This window comes from Methylomonas sp. BW4-1, assembly GCF_052474385.1.
On record NZ_CP184125.1, the window covers coordinates 2,798,949 to 2,815,302 of the forward strand.

A 16,354-nucleotide genomic window follows, 5' to 3' on the forward strand; every position below is an offset into this window, starting at 1 on the left:
ACCGATGAAAACAACCAACGGTTTCACATTAATAGAAGTCTTGATCGCCGTGGTGATACTTGCCCTGGGCTTGCTGGGTTTGGCGGGCTTGCAATCCACAAGCCTGCGGAACAATCAAAGTGCATATTTTCGCTCACAGGCTACTTTGCTTGCTTACGATATAGCCGACCGAGTACGAGCAAACGCAGTGGGTAACTACGATAACCAAGCAGAAACGAATAACGATTGCTTAGCAAACACTTGCACACCGGCACAAATGGCTGGTTACGATTTAAAACAATGGAACGACCAACTAAGAAGTCAATTACCTAGCGGCGAAGGTGTTGTTTGTAAGGACAAAACCCCGGGGGACGGAAATTCAAAATCCGCACACAACTGCGACGGGATCGGCGATGCGTATGCGGTAAAAATTTGGTGGGATGACGACCACGATGGGGCGGCGACGCAACGGTTTGTAATGAGTTTCCAGCCATGAAAAAAAATCAGACCTATTTCCTGCAAACAGGCATGACTCTCATAGAAATTATGATAGCGCTGCTTCTGGGCGCATTCCTATTAGGTGGGGTAATCAAGATTTTCGTTAACGCGAAGCAGACTTACGGGATGCAGGAAGGCTTATCCCGTTTACAAGAAAACAGCCGTTATGCGTTGGAAATACTCAGCAAAGACTTACGCTTAAGCGGTTTTCAAGGCTGTATATCCATAACCGATTTAACACCCACCAATACTGCCACAACCGCAATTACCTCGCCCGTTGTTGCGCCAGCTATATCGTCGCCAACACCAGCCACTATCATAGTCGGCTACAACGGCAGTGAGGCATCGCCGGTAACGACCACTTGGTCCCCAGCCTTGCCAAGCGCCTTGTCAGGTTTAGCTACGCCGATTACCCCTGGCACCGATGTGATAACAGTAGTTTTCGGTGAAAGTTGCGGCGGTTATTTGTCAGCAGATATGGCAAGCGCAACCTCGGATATACAAATTTCCAGTGCCAATACTTGCGGCATAGTTGATGGTGATCCGGTTTTAATATCCAGCTGTAGCAACGCCGACCTTTTCCGGGCCACCACGGGCACTACCTCGACACTGATAAAGCACAATGCGGTGTCTTTGCCGGCAACTTGCGCTTCCCCACCGTGCTACAAAACCAGCTCGGAAGTCTTTGCTTACCGCGCATACAGCTATTTCATCCGTCCAGGCGCAAGCGGAGAACCGGCTCTTTGGCGATACGACAATACCAAGGCTGCAAGTAGCAGCAGCAATCCAGTTGAAATACTCGATGGCATCGAAAACCTGCAAATTCTATATGGTGAAGATACTGATGCCGACGGTGTAGCCAACCAATATAAAACCGCAGCTAACGTCACCGATATCACCGATGTCGCCAGCGTGCGTATCTCACTCTTGGCGCGCACCAGCGAGAATCTGGCCTCGCAAACCCTCTCTTACGATTACAACGGCGCCACCGGCGTTAACCCTGGTGACCGGCGAATTCGCCGCGTTTTCAACGCGACGCTTGCAGTACGTAATCGGCTGCAATAGGTGGCACCATGAATAAGTCGAAAATAAAACAAACTGGCGCAGTGCTAGTCGTCGCCTTAATCATGCTGATGCTTCTGACGATCATTGGCGTGACCGGCACCAATGTCACCAGTCTGGAAGAAAAAATGGCCGGCAATATGCGTGACCGTAATCTTGCCTTTCAAGCGGCGGAGTCCGCCTTGCAAGGGGGGGAAACTTGGCTAAATACCCATGCCTACACCTGCAGCAAAGCTGCCGGGAGATTCAATCCGCGCGATAACGATTGCAATAGCGCAACAGCGGAAACGTCGGAAGTTTGGGACAGCATAAGTTGGGACGACAATGATTCGGTGCTTTATACGGGCGTTTTGTCAAACCTCAGCGCTAATCCTCGTTACATAATCGAAGACTTGGGCTGCTTGCCCGCACCTGCAGCATGTCCCGGAAAACATAACTATCGAATTACCGCCAGAGCAACCGGCGGCACAGCAGACACTATCGTCATGCTCCAGTCTATTTACCAAATTTAGTGAGTCGTACTGACTATGTTGATTTCAGACAGAAAAACGCAGAGGGCAAAATCATGAAAACTAAGCAACGCCAAGTAAAAGCCTTTTTTTTGCTGATTCTGTCTCAGACATTGCTAGCAAGCTTCAACGCTTCGGCAGGTATTTCTCAACAACCTTTATTTCTAACCTCCAGCGTTCCGCCTATTGTCATGCTGACCATGGGTCGCGATCATAAGTTGTATTATGAAGCCTATAACGATGCCTCTGACCTTAACGGCGATGGATTAATTGACGTTGGCTATAAACCGGCAATTGACTACTACGGCTATTTCGATTCAAAACGCTGTTACGATTACAACAGTTCCGGCTATTTCGAACCCAAAGATGCCACAACCGATAAAAAGTGCTCAAGCGTGGCCGGTGACTGGAGCGGCGACTTTCTTAATTATCTGACGACAGCCCGTATAGATGCTTTGCGCAAAGTCTTGTATGGCGGTTACCGCGGTGACGACAGCACCACGCAAACTATACTGAAACGCTCGTTTATTCCCCAAGACGCTCACTCCTGGGGCAAAGAATATGACCCGGCCAACACCCCAGGCTACTTAATTTCGGATTACACCCCCCTTAGCGAACCGGTGACGGGCAAACGACATTTATTTGCCAATGTTTCATTAAGTTACACGGGAGAGCCACTCTTACGAGTACTTAACGATACCCAATTCAGAGTGTGGGAATGGCTATCGATAGAACGTCCTGTTGCCGATACTAAATGCGACAACGGAACTAGAACAGATTGTGCAAAAGCAGGCTCTATATCTCCCACCTGGAATACGGTACCCGCTGCTGTTTTGAGCAATCTGGAACGTAAAACTTACAAAACTACGGACAGCAATTTCCCCGCACATCCGGCCAATGCTAGCGATTTTGCGACATTTATAACCACCTATGCGGTACCAGGCGGTCTACAAGGCACTGACACCATGACTACCCTTCAAGCCAGCGGTAATCCCTACCGTTCAAATGGGTATCTTACCGTAGTCAAAGGTAAAATTACGCCCGTCTTATCAGGTACCTATCAGTTTTCCGTCGATGGCGACGACGCAGTAGAAGTCAAAATTGGCTCGACAATAGTAGCCGGCTTTTACGACGGACATGCCAAATGCGATTGCAATGACAAGAAAGGCTCAATCTACCTAACGGGAGGCAAATCTTATGACATCGAGTTTCACCACGAAGAAGCGGATGGACAGGACAGTTTTGTTTTACGTTGGAAAGAAGTCATAGTTGTTGATTCGGCAATTGCAGACTACAACGTTAACGTTAAAGTCTGCGAAACCGGCAAATTGGAAGCCAACTGCAAAGCCTACAAAAGTGGATCAACCACAACCTATAAACCCACAGGGTTGCTACACACCTATGGCGAAAACGACTCGATGGCATTTGGCTTGCTGACCGGTTCTTATAAAAAGAACATCTCAGGCGGCGTACTCAGGAAAAACATAGAATCTTTCACCAACGAAGTAGACCCTACTACAGGCATATTTACGACAACCAACGGTATCGTCAAGACAATCAACAACCTACGTATCAACACCTTCAACTACTCGGATCATGCTTACGCTTCTGGGTGGATTACCACGCGCGCAATAACAGAAGGTGAAGCAGCCGAATGGGGTAACCCCATAGCGGAAATGATGTACGAGGGTTTGCGCTATTTTGCCGGTAAAGCAGCCCCCACCTCAGCCTACTCCATAACAGCCACCGACACCCCTGACGCGACACTAGGATTGCCTTTGCCGACTTGGCTTGATCCGTATTCAGATACAGGCGGTAAATATCTGAGCTGTGCGAAACCAATGCAACTGGTTATAAGCGATATAAACGCATCCTACGATACCAATCAGTTACCCGGCAGCTATTTTGACTCGTCGTTCTCAGGTGATTTGTCTGGTCTGAATGTATCGACTCTAGCCGATACAATATGGGGTAACGAATCCGAATCGAGCAATATTTTTATCGGTCAATCGGGGATTATCAGCGACGGTGCCCCCACGGCAAAATCGGCAAACAGCTTTAAAAATATCCGTGGCCTCGCTCCGGAAGAACCCACCAAATTAGGTGGATTCTACGCAGGCAGTATTGCACTTCATGGCGCCAGAACCGACTTAAATCCAAAATTTATCGATGATGGCAAAACAGATGAGTATGACGCCCAAAAGCCGAGTACTTTGGCTGTCGCTTTAGCCTCGCCGCTACCCAAAATCGAAATACCGGTCAACGGTAAGATAGTAACCTTGGTACCCTTCGCAAAATCCGTAGCGGGCTCCAGCATCACCCAGTCCTCAACAAGCTTTCAGCCCACCAATCAGATCGTAGACTTTTACGTGGAAAAGATTGTCAACACGGTAGAACCTGTCTCGGGTGTTACTCCAGGTAATAAAGATACCTCGATTAACGGAGGACGCCCATACGGAAAATTCCGCATAAATTACGAGGACGTTGAGCAAGCCGCAGATCATGATATGGACGCGATTGTGGAATACACATTCAGTGTTAATACATCAAATGAAATAGTGGTCGATCTGAATTCGACCTATGCCGCGGGTGGCATAACCCAACATATGGGTTACGTTATTTCCGGTACCACCAAAGACGGCGTTTATCTGGAAGTACGTGATAAACCCGATGCCGGAGAAAATGATAAAGATTATTTTCTTGATACACCTCCAGGCCAGTTTCCTGGTGGTACTTGGGCCGATGGCGTCTCTTTACCACTCACGACATCCCGAACATTTACCGTAGGCAACACCACCTCAGCCAGCTTTATTAAACATGACCCGCTTTGGTACGCGGCAAAATGGGGCGTAAACGACAAAAACAAAGACAACATTCTTGACCAAAATGAATGGGACGAAGATAAAAATGGTACTCCTGACGGTTATTTTCTGGTAACCAATGCCGGTAAACTCTCCGAGCAATTAGGAAAAGCTTTTGCCAAAATACTCAGCAACGTCAGTTCTTCCTCTGCGGTAGCCGCCAATACCGCAAAATTAAATACCGGGACATTGGTTTATCAAGCCAAATTCGATCCCAGAGACTGGAGCGGACATTTGTTGGCGATTCCGATCAATGACACTACTGGCGCATTGGAAACAAACAATCTCAACTGGGACGCTGCCACAAAGTTACCGACGCCAAGTAGCCGCAAAATTTACACGCTCAACCCAACGTTAACCAGTGCTCCACGCGGTATAGAGTTTCGCTGGGCAAACTTAACCACCGCGCCAACAGGCAGTTCGCAGCAGGACTATTTAAACCAAATATCGGGTACTGCTGACGGCAAAGGTGAGTTACGGCTCAATTGGTTGCGCGGGGATAACACAAACGAACAGCGTTTGAGTACCGGAAACTTTAGAAACAGAATCAAGAAATTTGACGGTACTTTCTTAGAAAACAGCACCGATCTCGCTAATGGCACAATTGCTACCAACAAGCTCGGTGACATCGTAAACTCAGACCCCGTCTATGTTGGAACCGATGACTTTGGATACAGTTCACTACCCGGAGCAGAAGGTAGCGACTACACGTCATTTCGAGCCAGCACGAGTTACCAAAATCGCAGACCCATGATTTACGTGGGTGCGAATGACGGCATGATGCATGGGTTCGACGCCAAAAAGAACTCCGGCTCAATCACCACTGGCGGTACAGAGGTTTTTGCTTATGTTCCGAATGCGTTATTTCCGGAATTAAGCAAGTTGACATCGCTCACTTATGCCCATCAGTATTTTATTGACGGCATGTCAAGCTTTGGCGACGTGTATTACGATTCGAGCTGGCATACCCTTCTCGCAGGTGTCACGGGGGCTGGGGGCAGAGCCGCATTCGCGCTCGACGTCACTAATCCGGATACGTTTGGCGCCAGCAGCGTTTTATGGGAGTTCACTAGCACGGATGACAATGACCTAGGCTATACGATAGGTCAACCCGCTATCGCTAGAATGAAAGACGGCACGTGGGCCGTTATCGTTGCGAATGGCTATAACAGCGACGCGGGTAAGGCAGTGTTGTTTGTATTGAATGCCAAGACAGGCGCGTTAATCAAAAAATTTGATACCGGAGTCGGTGACGCCGCACAAAAAAATGGTCTGTCATCACCAAAGGCGGTTGATACTGACGGGGACACAATTGTAGACACCATATACGCCGGGGATCTCTACGGAAACCTTTGGAAATTCAACGTAGGCACGACCTCCGCAACTAGTTGGACTATTGCTAACAGTGGCGCGCCACTATTCGTCGCCTGCACCACAACAGGCACGTCATGCACATCGGCAAACCGTCAACCGATTACCGGAAAACCTAGTGTTGGTGCAGTTGGCTCAGAGCAAACCGGTGGCATTATGGTGTATTTTGGTACAGGCAAATATTTTGAGACTACTGACAACGTCATACCGACGAGTCCACAGGTTCAGTCTTTTTACGGCCTGTGGGATGACAACTCTGGGGCAATCACCGACAGAGCAAAACTACAAGAGCAAACTATCACCTATGAGGGTAAACCCAAAAACTCTGCCGGCGTAGAGGGTACAGGCGTGGTACGGGTAAGCTCTAGAAATACTGTGTGTTACTCGGTGGCAACCATTCCGTCAACGGACGACGATACGCCCACCGCCACTTGCAGTGCAGCCAATCTTAAAAAAGGCTGGGCTATGAACCTCCTTAATCCCACGAACATCGCTCAAGGTGAAAGAGTCGTTAGTCCACCGGTGATGTATCTAGATTTAGTGATTTTCTCGACAATGATTCCGAGTGCTGATCCTTGCTCGGGCGGCGGTGTGAGACCGCGTCATGACTGTGGAGGCAATCACAGGTAAACGCCCCGCTACAGCCTCTTTCGATCTGTACGGTAATGATGGTAAAGCTGACGTAAATGACCTTATGCTAATTAATGGCAAATTAGTTGCTGCTACTGGCTTTGACATGGGCATTGGTATACATAAGAATCTTAGCCTTGTTGGGAATATTGGTATCGGATCAGGTAGCGAGAGCATCGACGAAATGAAATTTAAAGAAAGCCCAACTACCCCTGGCGGCGGCGGAGGTGGCGGCAAAAGAACTTCTTGGCGCCAATTGAGATAAATAGCTCAGTTGTTCAGAGCTTATTTTGGAATTAGTCTGATACTAAGAATTTAATGCCTGTGACTTTTGGGGAATCTTGGTTTAGCCGTGAACTTGCGTGCATTCACTGAATTAAACCGATATGCGATAACAGGCTTACATATTTCAATAAACGATAAAACCCAAACCGGTCAAAATTAAAATGAACAAAACACAACAAGGCGTAACTCTTATAGAGTTAATGGTTACAGTGGCGATCATCGGCATACTTGCAGGCGTCGCGATACCTGGCTATCAAGAGAGTGTACGCAAATCGCGAAGAGCGGATGTCAAAGGCGTATTGCTCGGACTAACCAATGCCATGGAGCGACGTTTTACGGAAGCCAATACCTTTTGTGACGCCGCTGCTGGAGGAACTGCGGTAACCGGTTGTGGGTCATCAACCGGCGATACCGGGACACCATCGATCTATACGATCCCAACAGAAACCGCCGGCTTTTACACGGTAACTATCAGTGGCGCCAGTGCTAGTAGCTATACCTTGAGCGCGGTTCCGACCGGAGCCCAAGCCAGTGACAAATGCGGTACCTTATTAATAGACAATACAGGCAGCAAAACCGTAGCGAGCGCAACATTAGATGCCTCAACATGCTGGAGCAGATAGAATCTTCGCTCAGAAAATTCTTAAATCACCAGCATCGCATCGCCATAGCTGAAAAATCGATAGCGTTGCTCAATAGCATGGCGATAAGCGTTCATGACTGCGTCATAGCCCGCGAATGCCGAAACCAACATTAACAATGTCGACTCCGGCAAATGAAAGTTGGTCAGCAACGCATCTACAGATTTGAACGAATAACCCGGCGTTATAAATAAGTCAGTATCGCCGCATCCAGCCTGCAATACGCCACTATGTGAGGCTGACTCCAAAGCTCTTACCGCAGTGGTACCTATAGCCACAACTCTGCCTCCCCTGGCCCTCGCCTGATTAACTGCATCTACACAATCTTGCGAGATGCTATAAAACTCCTTGTGCATCACGTGTTCGGATAGATCCTCGACCCGCACAGGACGAAATGTGCCGCTGCCGACATGCAAAGTTACAAAACTGCGCGCTACGCCTTTTTGATCTAAGCGATCCATAGTTGGCTGATCGAAATGTAACCCGGCTGTAGGTGCAGCCACGGCACCCAGTTGCTCGGCAAATACCGTTTGGTAACGATCCAAATCACTTGCTTCGTCAACACGGCTAATATAAGGCGGCAGCGGAATATGCCCTACTTCGTCCAATAGCGCCAACAAGCCGGCTTCCGTTTCAAACCGCAGCCTGAATAAATCGTTATGTCTACCCATAACCCTGCATACCGCGCCATTCTCCAAGCTCAACAAGGCATCGGTCTTTGGCGACTTACTTGCTTTAACATGAGCAAGCGCTGTGTGAGTATCCTCGATTCGCTCGATCAACATTTCGACTTTACCGCCGCTCGACTTACGCGCGAACAAGCGAGCAGGCATGACTTTGGTATTGTTAAAAACCAATAAATCGTTGCTGCTTATCATGTCGACAAAATCGGCAAACTGACAGTCTGCAATTGCCGCACTTTGTCTATCCAGACGCAACAATCGACTGGCGCTCCGTTCCGGCAGCGGATACTGGGCAATAAGTTGCTCCGGCAACTGATAATTGAAGTCGCTCTTTTTCATTCCGAATAGGTTTTAAATGACTTTTGAACAATCTTGGGACTTTATCTGCCGCAAGATACGTAAAAGAGAGTTTATTTGAAGTTTTTTAATACGTTAGATCATTTTGTATGGTGAGGAGCATCGCTTTTGCAGCCAGATTTTAGCAAAACTTAAACCGGCATAGTTCTGATTACCAAGACCAAGCTTTTCATATTCTCTTCGCTCGGCAATTGTTCACCCATCAAGTATCGCATCAGTTCAGTATCTTCAAGTTCCAACATTTGCAAAAACGTCTGCTGTTCCTTAGTGTCGGCGAAGAGGTAACGATGTTCTAAGTACCTGAGCAGCATCAAATCCAGCTCAAGGGTACCGCGCCGGCAACGCCAGCGCAGCTTATTGATGTTTTCGTTCACAGATGGTCGCGTTCCACCAAGAGCTTCTTGATTTCGGCAATTGCCTTGGCGGGGTTAAGTCCTTTCGGACAAGTATCCGTGCAGTTCATAATGGTGTGGCAGCGATACAATTTAAACGACTCATCGAGTTCGTCCAAACGTTCTTTATCGTTTTCATCGCGGCTATCGGCTAACCAACGATAGGCTTGCAACAGGATTGCCGGGCCGAGATATTTATCGCTATTCCACCAATAACTTGGGCAACTGGTTGAACAACATGCACAAAGCACGCATTCGTAGAGACCGTCGAGTTTGGCACGATCTTCCCTACTTTGCAGGCGTTCGGTTTCGGCAGGCGCTTCTGATTCAGCAGTTAACCAGGGTTTTATCGACGTATATTGTTCGAAGAAATGCGTCATATCCGCGACCAAATCCTTGACCACGGACATATGCGGCAACGGGAATATTTTCACGGTACCTTTGTAGTCGCTAATCGCTTTGGTGCATGCCAGCGTGTTTTTGCCGTTGATGTTCATCGCGCATGAACCGCAGACGCCTTCGCGACAGGAGCGGCGAAAAGTCAGACTACTGTCGATTTCATTTTTAATTTTGAGAATCGCATCCAGCACCATCGGTCCGCATTGGTCCATATCGATCTCATAGGTGTCGATGCGCGGATTTTCCCCAGAATCCGGATCCCAGCGATAAACTTCAAAATGGCGGACGTTAGTAGCGCCCTCGGCTTTATAGGTTTTACCCTTCTTAATCACCGAGTTTTTGGGCAGTGTAAATTCAACCATTAGTAAACCCTCTCTTTAGGCGCAACGACTTCGACTTCGTCGGTAAGCGTATACAGGTGGACGGGGCGGTAGTCGATTTTGACTTTGTTGCCTTCCCGCCAGGTCAGAGTGTGCTTCATCCAATTCTTGTCATCGCGTTTCGGGAAGTCCTCACGCGCATGGCCGCCGCGACTTTCTTGACGATTACCGGCGGCAGTAATAGTAACCTGAGCCTGGCCGAGCAAATTATCAAGCTCCAGGGTTTCCACCAGATCGGTATTCCAAATCAGTGATTTATCACCCACTTTTACATCATCAAACGATGCAGCAATCTCACCTATAGCCTTGATACCTTCGTTTAGCGTGTCCTCAGTTCTGAATACCGCCGCCTTAGACTGCATAGTGGTTTGCATATCCATGCGGATTTCCGCCGTTTTACGGCTACCGTTGGCATGGCGGATTTTATCGAAACGCGATAATGCTTGATCCGTGGCGTCTTTTGCCAACTGCTTATGCGGCATGCCCGGCTTGATCAGCTCTGTGCAACGAATCGCAACCGCCCGCCCAAATACCACCAAATCCAACAAAGAGTTAGAACCCAAACGATTGGCGCCATGCACCGAAACACAGGCGGTTTCACCAATCGCCATCAAGCCAGGAACCACATAATCAGGATTACCGTCTTTCAGTGTGACCACTTCGGCCTTGTAATTGGTCGGAATACCGCCCATGTTGTAATGCACGGTAGGTAAAACCGGAATCGGTTGTTTCGTCGCATCGACACCGGCAAAAATTCGGGCGGTTTCGGTGATGCCGGGCAACCGCTCATGGATGATGGCCGGGTCGAGATGCTCCAAATGCAAATGTACGTGGTCTTTCTTTGGACCGATGCCGCGTCCTTCGTTAATCTCAACCGTAATTGCCCGACTCACTACGTCGCGAGACGCCAAGTCTTTGGCATGCGGGGCGTAACGAGCCATGAAGTGCTCGCCTTCTGAGTTGGTCAAATACCCCCCCTCACCGCGCGCGCCTTCAGTCATCAAGCAACCGGAACCATAAATACCTGTTGGATGGAATTGCACGAACTCCATATCTTGTAAAGGCAAACCCGCTCTCAAGATCATGCCATTGCCGTCGCCGGTAACCGTGTGCGCCGAGGTGCACGATAGAAAGGTACGACCGTAGCCACCGGTTGCCATTACCGTTTGATGGCCGCGAAACAGGTGAATCGAGCCGTCATCCAGGCACCAGGCCAGGACGCCGCGGCACTCGCCCTCTTCCATGATCAAATCCAGCGCGATGTACTCGACGAAGAATTCAGCTTTGTGTTTTAAAGCCTGTTGGTACAGGGTATGCAAAATGGCATGACCGGTTACGTCGGCTGCTGCGCAGGTTCTTTGCGCTTGGCCTTTACCGTAATGCGTAGACATACCACCAAAAGCCCTCTGGTAAATTTTACCTTCTGCGGTTCTGGAAAACGGCACGCCGTAATGTTCCAACTCGATGATGGCCGGAATCGCTTCCCGGCACATGTACTCGATCGCATCTTGATCGCCCAGCCAATCCGAACCTTTTACGGTGTCATACATGTGAAAACGCCAGTCATCCTCACCCATGTTGCCGAGCGCGGCGCTGATACCACCCTGTGCTGCGACGGTGTGACTGCGGGTAGGAAACACTTTACTGATACAGGCGGTTTTCAGACCTTTTTCCACCATACCAAAAGTAGCCCGCAAACCGGCCCCGCCGGCGCCAACCACCACAACGTCATGTTGGTGTTCGATGATGTTATATGCTGAGGCCATGAGTTACCTTGCGAAAAAGATGATGATAATCGCGAGCAATGCCGCGACACCCAAAACTAAAAAAATCAGATTGGTGGCACGTATTGCCAAGTTTCTTACCGGAATAGTCGACACATAATCTTCGATCACCACCTGCACACCCAACGCGGCGTGATAAACCACTGCCACGGTCCAGGCGATAATCGCCAGGGTGTTAAATGGTGAAGACAACCAATCCACGGTGTCCGCATACGGCGCATTTAGAGCCTTGTTTAGTAGCACAATCAACCAAATAGACAATGGCACCAAGGCCACAGCGGTGACGCGCTGATACCAAAAATGGCCCGAGCCGCTATGTACCGAAAAAAAATCAGCGGCTTTTTCCAATGTTGCTTTGTAATCCATAACCAGCCCTCCTTTAAGAAACCACAAACGTAATCAATGTCAACGACGCCGAAGCAATCAGCTCGTAAACTGCATATTTGTCCAGTGTCATGCGTTCGAAGGTTTTGCAAAAATCCCAAATCAGATGGCGAATACCGTGCACCAAATGAAAAAATAGCGCATAAATAAAGCCCCAATAGACCAATTTAAACACCCAGTACGACATAAATGCCTGCATGGCACCGTAAGCACCTTCGCCAGCGGCGATGGCAAACAGCACATAGACAAACAGCACCAGGCCCATGGAAAGGAACACCCCGGTCATGCGATGGGTGATTGAAACCAGGCCGGTTAAGGGCAATCGATAGACTTGCAGATGGGGCGAAAGTGGTCTGTTTGCTGACATGATTTACCCTGTATTTAAAGTTGAAAAATAGTTTGTTATTTAAAAATCGACGCAACGACCTTTGCGTTCCCAATCGCCAAAACGAGTAGGCTCCGGCCCTTTCGGGCCATTAATTTCTGTCGGAATGGCAGGATCTTGCTCCACAGACGGCGTCTTCTCGGATTCTGTCTTGGCGTTCTCAGGCGGTTCTTGCGTATTGATTTGTGCTGACTTCATGTCGATTTTCTGCATATTTAGCGATTATTGACAGCGGTATAGTCACGGCGCGGCGGCCCGACGTATAACTGTCTCGGCCTGCTGATAGGCGTCGCCGGCTCTTCCATCATCTCCAGCCAATGTGAAATCCAGCCGGCAGTGCGGGCTATCGCAAACATCACGGTGAACATTTCGACGGGGATGTGCAGGGCTTTATAGATAATGCCGGAATAGAAATCGACATTGGGGTAGAGTTTTTTCTCGATGAAATACTCGTCTTTCAACGCATATTCTTCCAAGGCCAAGGCCAGTTCAAACAGCGGATCGTTGGTGTTGGTTCTGCTCAATACCTCGTAGCAGGTTTTGCGGATGATGGTAGCGCGCGGATCGAAGTTTTTATAAACCCGGTGCCCAAAGCCCATTAAACGGAACGGGTCGTCGTGATCCTTGGCTTTGGCGATATATTTGGGGACGTTTTCGACGCTACCGATTTGCGCCAACATATTCAAAACCGCTTCGTTGGCGCCGCCGTGAGCCGGTCCCCACAACGCCGCTATGCCCGCTGCCACGCAGGCATAAGGATTGGCGCCGGTACTGCCCGCCATGCGCACCGTCGAGGTACTGGCATTTTGCTCGTGGTCGGCATGCAGAATAAACAACAGATTCAGCGCTTGGACCAGATTGGGATCGATGTAATGTTCTTGATCGATATAGTTTTGCGAGGAACGAGAGAACATCATATTCAGGAAGTTCTCGCAATAACTCAGATCCATACGGGGGTAAACAAAAGGTCGACCGATGGAATGCCGGTATGACGCTGCGGCAATGGTGGGCATCTTGCCTATTAGCCGGGTCGCGCAGATCATGCGACTGGCAGGATCTTTAATGTTCAAATCACTGTGATAAAACGCCGACAAGGACCCCACCACCCCCACCAACATCGCCATAGGATGGGCATCGTAATGGAAACCATCAAAAAATTTGCGCAAAGCTTCATGGATGATGGCCCTATCGCTGACTTCCTCATTAAAATCACGCAACTGCTCCGCATTGGGCAGTTCGCCATTCATCAGCAAATAGGCAACTTCAGTAAATTCGCAGTTTTCCGCTAATTGCTCGATGGGATAACCGCGATACAACAAAATCCCGTTATCACCATCAATGTATGTAATTTTGCTTTTGCAAGCAGCCGTGGCAATAAAGCCCGGATCGTAAGTAAAACACCCAAGATCTTTGTTTAAAGAGCGAATATCGACAGTATCTGCACCCAAAGACCCCTTCAACAACGGATATTCAACTTCTTTTCCGGTGGCGTTATGCCTGACCAGTAAAGTATCGTTTGACATGGTTTCCTCAGTTTTCTGTTAGCAGAAGCTTAGCAGTTGAATTCGATTATCACACAGCGAATGTGATTAGGCCAACCGCTTGTACCATGAATCATCTCAAGATTAAGCCATTAATGATTACCGCCTATGCCCAGAAAGGTTCAAGCCATTGTTCGGCTGGTTGATAAAAAACCGTCTAATTCAGAAAAAGCGTTATGCATCAGCCAAACACGGCAACATTTCTGTCAGATTTTGTAAGCAACGGACAGAGTGTCTGTTTCATTGTTACAAAGATAACCAAATACGTTAGTCACTGTTTCGCCCCTTTCCACTGGGCAGTCTACCGCAAAGCGTTGAAGTTACCGACTTAGCGAGAACTCAGAACCCAAGATTACTGATGGTTTAAATTTTGCTTTGCTGCTTGTAGACAATTCGATGGAGATTTAACAATGAACAAGATTGGAATTTTCTACGGCACCGAGAAAGGTATGACAGCGATGATGGCGCAGGTCATGTACCGAGTTTTGGGCGACGAAATTGCCAGCGAACCGGTGAATGTTAATCAAGCAACAGTAACGGAACTGCTTGGTTACAAAGCCTTGATTTTGGGAATGCCCAGTTACGGCGTCGGCGAAATACCCGGCAGAACCACCGGCAGCGAAGAAGGCAACTGGGAAGAGTTTTTATTCCGCCTGGATGAGGCGGATTTATCCGGAAAGCGGGTTGCCTTGTTTGGTTTGGGTAACCAACAAAAATACTACGCGCGCTTTGCCAGCTCATTAATTCATTTGTATCACCACGTTCGGTCTTATGGTGCTGTATTAGTCACGACTTGATCTGACACATCGACTTGAAAAGATGAGAGTTACCGGTTTTGATAGGGGTGTCGAATCCTTACACAAAACACAAAAGGTAACTCTCATGATCCATACAAACAATCCGATCATTAAACACAAAGCGGGGCTGTTAAATTTAGCCCAAGAACTGAATAACGTCTCCAGAGCCTGCAAGGTGATGGGTGTCTCGCGCGATACGTTTTATCGTTATCAAGAGCTGGTAGCTGAAGGTGGTATCGATGCCTTAATCGACAAAAACCGCCGGTCTCCGAATCTGAAGAATCGCGTCGATGAAAGCATTGAGCTGGCAGTGAAAGCCTATGCGGTTGAGTGGCCAGCGCATGGACAGCATCGAACCAGTAATGAACTGCGTAAACAAGGGGTATTCGTATCCGGCAGCGGCGTTCGCTCCATCTGGTTACGGCATGACCTGGAGAACTTTAAAAAGAGGCTTAAAGCACTGGAAGCCAAGGTAGCCGCCGAAGGGTTAATGCTGAGCGATGCGCAGATTGCGGCGTTGGAGAAAAAGCAGCAGGATGATCAAGCCTGCGGCGAAATCGAAACAGCCCATCCCGGTTACCTGGGTTCGCAGGATACTTTTTACGTCGGCAACCTCAAAGGGGTTGGGCGGATATACCAGCAGACTTACGTGGACACTTATAGCAAAGTCGCACACTGCAAGTTGTATACAACCAAAACGCCCATTACCGCAGCGGATATCCTGAATGACAAAGTATTGCCGTTCTACGAAGCCAACGCATTACCCGTTCTACGCATTCTGACGGATCGCGGCACAGAATATTGTGGCAAGGTCGAACAGCATGATTATCAGCTATACCTGGCGATCAACGACATCGACCATACCAAAACCAAGGCCATGTCACCGCAAACCAATGGGATTTGCGAACGCTTCCATAAGACCATCTTGCAGGAGTTCTATCAGGTCACGTTCCGCAAAAAGCTCTATAGCGACCTGGATCAACTCCAAAAAGATCTGGACGAATGGCTGGTTTATTACAACAATGACCGAACTCATCAGGGCAAAATGTGCAACGGCAGAACGCCGATGGATACCTTGCTGGATGGAAAACAGATTTGGGCTCAAAAAAATCTGAACCAAATCTAATCTGACAGACACCCCGCAAAAACGGTAACTGTCAGATCAGGTCTGAGCTAATACAAGGACGATAAGCTATATTTACTCGGACAGTGTCCATTTTTACTCCTAGGTATTACAGCACAATCCGCGTTATGAGGAAGCCGATAGGCGTTACGCCGAATGATAGCCATCAAATTTGGCGGATTGTCTAACGACATCCGCACACCGCCGAACAATCTTCGCAAATACTAGATGTGTTTTGGAATTCACAACGGGGTTTTTTCCCGTTATGGCCGCGCCGAGCACCGGATGATTTG

General features: G+C 48.6%; 16 protein-coding genes. 8 read left to right on the forward strand and 8 right to left on the reverse strand.

Annotated features, from left to right (window positions below; all coding sequences use genetic code 11):
- Window positions 1-4: 4 nt before the first annotated feature.
- From pilV to ACH5Y9_RS12915, 6 genes are all read left to right on the forward strand, one after another.
- Entirely contained in the window at window positions 5-475 is a 471-nt protein-coding gene (gene pilV, locus ACH5Y9_RS12890; protein ID WP_101051604.1) for a type IV pilus modification protein PilV, read from the forward strand.
- Window positions 472-1,542, forward strand: coding sequence for a PilW family protein (locus ACH5Y9_RS12895; protein ID WP_445366349.1), 1,071 nt, complete (start codon window positions 472-474; stop codon window positions 1,540-1,542). Before pilV ends, ACH5Y9_RS12895 begins: the two co-directional genes overlap by 4 nt.
- Window positions 1,543-1,550: 8 nt before the next feature.
- Complete coding sequence (locus ACH5Y9_RS12900) at window positions 1,551-2,051, forward strand: pilus assembly PilX family protein (RefSeq protein ID WP_445366350.1); 501 nt, start codon at window positions 1,551-1,553, stop codon at window positions 2,049-2,051.
- A 53-nt stretch (window positions 2,052-2,104) separates the two neighbouring features.
- Entirely contained in the window at window positions 2,105-6,910 is a 4,806-nt protein-coding gene (locus tag ACH5Y9_RS12905; protein WP_445366351.1) for a PilC/PilY family type IV pilus protein, read from the forward strand.
- On the forward strand, window positions 6,885-7,175 hold the full coding sequence (locus ACH5Y9_RS12910; protein WP_445366352.1) for a hypothetical protein: 291 nt from the start codon (window positions 6,885-6,887) through the stop codon (window positions 7,173-7,175). Before ACH5Y9_RS12905 ends, ACH5Y9_RS12910 begins: the two co-directional genes overlap by 26 nt.
- Before the next feature lie 181 nt (window positions 7,176-7,356).
- Entirely contained in the window at window positions 7,357-7,818 is a 462-nt protein-coding gene (locus ACH5Y9_RS12915; RefSeq protein ID WP_084153333.1) for a type IV pilin protein, read from the forward strand.
- A gap of 20 nt (window positions 7,819-7,838) precedes the next feature.
- Here the strand turns inward: ACH5Y9_RS12915 and queA are convergent, their stop codons facing one another.
- From queA to ACH5Y9_RS12955, 8 genes are all read right to left on the reverse strand, one after another.
- Window positions 7,839-8,858, reverse strand: coding sequence for a tRNA preQ1(34) S-adenosylmethionine ribosyltransferase-isomerase QueA (queA, locus tag ACH5Y9_RS12920; protein WP_445366353.1), 1,020 nt, complete (start codon window positions 8,856-8,858; stop codon window positions 7,839-7,841).
- Between the two features lie 149 nt (window positions 8,859-9,007).
- Entirely contained in the window at window positions 9,008-9,250 is a 243-nt protein-coding gene (locus ACH5Y9_RS12925) for an FAD assembly factor SdhE (RefSeq protein ID WP_445366354.1), read from the reverse strand.
- Window positions 9,247-10,029, reverse strand: coding sequence for a succinate dehydrogenase iron-sulfur subunit (locus tag ACH5Y9_RS12930; RefSeq protein WP_240348263.1), 783 nt, complete (start codon window positions 10,027-10,029; stop codon window positions 9,247-9,249). The genes ACH5Y9_RS12925 and ACH5Y9_RS12930 overlap by 4 nt, the downstream gene beginning before the upstream one ends.
- A complete protein-coding gene (gene sdhA, locus ACH5Y9_RS12935) occupies window positions 10,029-11,813 on the reverse strand; it encodes a succinate dehydrogenase flavoprotein subunit (protein ID WP_445366355.1) in 1,785 nt (594 codons plus the stop codon). The genes ACH5Y9_RS12930 and sdhA overlap by 1 nt, the downstream gene beginning before the upstream one ends.
- A 3-nt stretch (window positions 11,814-11,816) precedes the next feature.
- Window positions 11,817-12,197, reverse strand: coding sequence for a succinate dehydrogenase, hydrophobic membrane anchor protein (sdhD, locus tag ACH5Y9_RS12940; protein WP_171694755.1), 381 nt, complete (start codon window positions 12,195-12,197; stop codon window positions 11,817-11,819).
- 13 nt (window positions 12,198-12,210) lie between these two features.
- Window positions 12,211-12,582, reverse strand: coding sequence for a succinate dehydrogenase, cytochrome b556 subunit (gene sdhC / locus ACH5Y9_RS12945; protein ID WP_445366356.1), 372 nt, complete (start codon window positions 12,580-12,582; stop codon window positions 12,211-12,213).
- A 39-nt stretch (window positions 12,583-12,621) separates the two neighbouring features.
- Window positions 12,622-12,798 carry a DUF1674 domain-containing protein gene (locus ACH5Y9_RS12950; RefSeq protein WP_445366357.1) on the reverse strand — a complete coding sequence of 59 codons (177 nt, stop codon included), beginning with the start codon at window positions 12,796-12,798 and terminating at the stop codon, window positions 12,622-12,624.
- 17 nt (window positions 12,799-12,815) lie between these two features.
- On the reverse strand, window positions 12,816-14,123 hold the full coding sequence (locus ACH5Y9_RS12955; RefSeq protein WP_033157413.1) for a citrate synthase: 1,308 nt from the start codon (window positions 14,121-14,123) through the stop codon (window positions 12,816-12,818).
- Between the two features lie 428 nt (window positions 14,124-14,551).
- Between ACH5Y9_RS12955 and ACH5Y9_RS12960 the strand changes: the two genes are divergently transcribed.
- Both ACH5Y9_RS12960 and ACH5Y9_RS12965 read left to right on the forward strand, forming a co-directional pair.
- Window positions 14,552-14,938, forward strand: a complete 387-nt coding sequence (locus ACH5Y9_RS12960) for a flavodoxin domain-containing protein (RefSeq protein WP_445366358.1) — start codon at window positions 14,552-14,554, stop codon at window positions 14,936-14,938.
- A gap of 85 nt (window positions 14,939-15,023) precedes the next feature.
- A complete protein-coding gene (locus tag ACH5Y9_RS12965; RefSeq protein WP_445366359.1) occupies window positions 15,024-16,064 on the forward strand; it encodes an IS481 family transposase in 1,041 nt (346 codons plus the stop codon).
- Window positions 16,065-16,354 lie beyond the last annotated feature (290 nt).